Below are 3406 nucleotides of genomic sequence, written 5' to 3' on the forward strand. Positions count from 1 at the left end.
TCGTCCATGGCGGTGACCTCTGGCGATTAAATACACCATTATCATGCCTTCAGCCACCACAACAAGGGAAGACCCATGCATATACAGTTTTAAGCGAGGGAAAAAACGATGAAGTTCATTCCTGCAGTATCAGAAGCCAGCATAGTAAAAATTCCTTTGTTCACAGAGCGATGCCCTGCGGGTTTTCCGTCACCGGCAGCAAACTATACTGAGTCTGAACTGGATCTGAATGAGTACTGCATTCACCGGCGCCACTCCACCTATTTTGTCAGAGCGATTGGCAACTCAATGACTGATATTGGCCTCTATTCCGGCGATCTGATGGTCGTGGATAAAGCAGAACAGCCGCGGCACGGGGATATTGTTATCGCGGAAATTGAGGGTGAATTTACGGTAAAACGCCTGCTTCTGACGCCGCGGCCAGCCCTGCAGGCGATGAACCCGGACTTCCCTTCCCTGTACCCGGATCCGGAAACTCTGCAAATTTTCGGCGTGGTGACGGCCTTCATTCATAAAACCCGGAGGGCAGACTGATGTTCGCCCTGGCAGACGTCAACTCCTTCTACGCCAGTTGCGAGAAGGTTTTCAGGCCGGATTTGCGCGGCAAACCTGTCGTCGTTCTCAGTAACAACGATGGCTGCGTTATTGCCCGGAGTGCTGAAGCCAAACGGCTGGGTATAAAGATGGGAACCCCCTGGTTCCAGCTCAAAGAGGCGCAGTTTCCTGAAAAACTGTACGTTTTTTCCAGCAACTACGAGCTCTACGCGAGCCTGAGTAACCGTGTGGTCGCCCTGCTGGAAGAGCTGTCGCCCCGCGTCGAACAATACTCAATTGACGAATGTTTCCTGGATGCCCGGGGAATTAGCCACTGTATGGATCTGGAGGATTTTGGCAGGCAGCTGCGTGGGCATGTTCTCAGTGGAACCGGACTGACGATCGGTGTCGGCTTCGGCGCCACAAAAACACTGGCCAAATCGGCGCAGTGGGCGTCAAAGGAATGGCCACAATTCAGTGGGGTGCTGGCGCTGTCGCCCGAAAATCCACGCAGAACGGCAAAATTACTCAGCCTGCAGCCGGTGGAAGAAATCTGGGGCGTGGGGAACCGGATAGCGAAAAAGCTGCACGTTATGGGGATCACCACCGCCCTGCAGCTGTCGCTGACGAACCCTACATTTATCCGGAAAAACTTCAACGTAGTGCTGGAGCGCACGGTACGTGAGCTGAACGGCGAGAGTTGCATTTCGCTGGAGGAAGCGCCGCCGCCGAAACAGCAGATTGTCTGCAGTCGCAGCTTCGGGCAGCGGATCACCACCTACGGAGAAATGCGCCAGGCCGTCTGCCAGTATGCCGAGCGCGCGGCGGAAAAGTTGCGCGGTGAGCGACAGTACTGCCGGCATATCAGCACCTTCATCAAGACATCCCCTTTTGCGGTTAATGAGCCGTATTACGGTAACGTGGCCACGGAAAAACTGAACACCCCTACCCGTGACACCCGGGACATTATCGCGGCAGCGGTCAGGTCTCTGGACAGGATATGGCTCGATGGCCACCGCTACGCAAAAGCGGGGATAATGCTCAATGATTTCAGTCCGAACGGCGTCGCGCAGCTGAATCTGTTCGATGACGTGCAGCCACGGCCGCACAGCGATGCGCTGATGAAGGTACTCGACGGCATTAATCATTCCGGACTCGGGAAAGTCTGGTTTGCCGGACGGGGTATTGCGCCGGACTGGCAGATGAAACGGGAGATGCTGTCACCGGCATATACCACACGCTGGAAGGAGCTGCCGGTTGCCCGTTTCTGACCGTTGAAATGACAGAAGGGACTTGCCGCCAGAGCTTACTTTACCGATCATACAGGTGACTTGTCTCAGGGGGGAACCATGACAAATATCATTCTGTGTGATGTGACTGCCAGCGTCAGCGAACTTAAAAACGATCCGGTGGCCACCGCCAGTGCCCGCGGCGGCTACCCGGTCGAGATAATTGACCGTAACCGCCCTGTTTTTTATTGTGTGCCCGCGGCTTTGTATGAACAAATGCTCGATGAGCTGGACGAAAAAGACCTGGTGCAAACGATAACAGAACGTCAAAACCAGCCGCTGCGTGAAGTGGATCTCAATCAGTATCTGTGATGTGCTCCGGTGCGAGGAGCAAGGAATGTATTAAGCCAATGTTAAGGAACAATATGGGTAGCAAAATCGCAGGTGTGGTTTTCTTATACTTCGCTGTCTGGGGAATGGCTTCAGTGATTGAATTGCAGTACTGGCGTAACGCTGATACCTATCCTGTCTGGCTGACAAAACATCTCCGGATCTCTCCTGAAAATAACGACAAGAGCCTGATAAGGATAGAAATGGAAACCTTTGACAAGGTATGTGGTGATAAAAGGGGCCTCCTTGCCGTCACCCAAAAACAAAACGGTATGTTTATGCGCTGTGATGATTCCCCCGGTTTTTTTTCATGGTTCAGCGGCGTTTACAAAGTCAATTAATCAGATAACGTGTTGCACTTTCAATATGTTACCCACATGGTTATCCCCCGTTACTGTGGGTAATCAATATATTGTGTCTCTGGCAGCTGCTTTTCCTACCATATGTTGTCCCTGCCCGTTCTATTTTGTGATCGGACAGTGTGAAAAACGACATCACAGTGGAGACGCTGCTGACGGGATGATGTTCATCCAGGGTCGTAAGATCGGCCGGTACTGGTTACCCGCCGGACGAAGGGCCGGCCAACGCGCAGCGTCGGTAGCTGGCTTTAAAAATGCTGGCGGAAATTTAAAGATGAAGCCGCATACTCTGCGAAATTTTGCAAATTTCACTCAACATGCTTCGTTCAGATCCCAACAGAGCTTTCACCATCGCCTGTAACAGCCGTCCTGCTGCGTGATTACTCCGCTCAACGGGTTGCTGGCGACAAGCCAATACCTGTTCGTGACAGGCATTGATTGAACCGTTGTCCCTAACTAATAATGTGCCGACGATGCAGGTGGGACCGTGGTCCCAGGCAGATAACCTGACCGGCGATACAGGTGGCACCGTGGTCCCAGACAGATAACCTGACCGGCGATACAGGTGGGACCGTGGTCCCAGGCAGATAAGCTGACCGACGAAGCAGGTGGGACCGTGGTCCCAGGCAGATAAGCTGACAGACGATGCAGGTGGGACCGTGGTCCCAGGCAGATAACCTGACCGGCGATACAGGTGGGACCGTGGTCCCAGGCAGATAAGCTGACCGGCGATGCAGGTGGGACCGTGGTCCCAGGCAGATAACCTGACCGGCGATACAGGTGGGACCGTGGTCCCAGGCAGATAAGCTGACCGACGACGCAGGTGGGACCGTGGTCCCAGGCAGATAACCTGACCGGCGATACAGGTGGGACCGTGGTCCCAGGCAGATAAGC

General features: G+C 53.9%; 4 protein-coding genes. All 4 read left to right on the forward strand.

Going from position 1 to position 3406, the window contains the following annotated elements:
• Positions 1-108 precede the first annotated feature (108 nt).
• A complete protein-coding gene (gene umuD, locus RYZ59_RS24035) occupies positions 109-534 on the forward strand; it encodes a translesion error-prone DNA polymerase V autoproteolytic subunit (RefSeq protein ID WP_000668788.1) in 426 nt (141 codons plus the stop codon).
• Entirely contained in the window at positions 534-1805 is a 1272-nt protein-coding gene (locus tag RYZ59_RS24040; protein WP_000457544.1) for a Y-family DNA polymerase, read from the forward strand. Before umuD ends, RYZ59_RS24040 begins: the two co-directional genes overlap by 1 nt.
• Positions 1806-1883: 78 nt before the next feature.
• A complete protein-coding gene (locus RYZ59_RS24045) occupies positions 1884-2135 on the forward strand; it encodes a hypothetical protein (RefSeq protein WP_000181753.1) in 252 nt (83 codons plus the stop codon).
• 53 nt (positions 2136-2188) lie between these two features.
• Positions 2189-2494: a hypothetical protein gene (locus tag RYZ59_RS24050; protein ID WP_000534920.1), complete on the forward strand. Its 306-nt coding sequence runs from the start codon at positions 2189-2191 to the stop codon at positions 2492-2494.
• The last annotated feature ends 912 nt before the right edge of the window (positions 2495-3406 follow it).

This window comes from Citrobacter sp. HN-141, from assembly GCF_033341895.1.
GTDB lineage: Bacteria > Pseudomonadota > Gammaproteobacteria > Enterobacterales > Enterobacteriaceae > Citrobacter.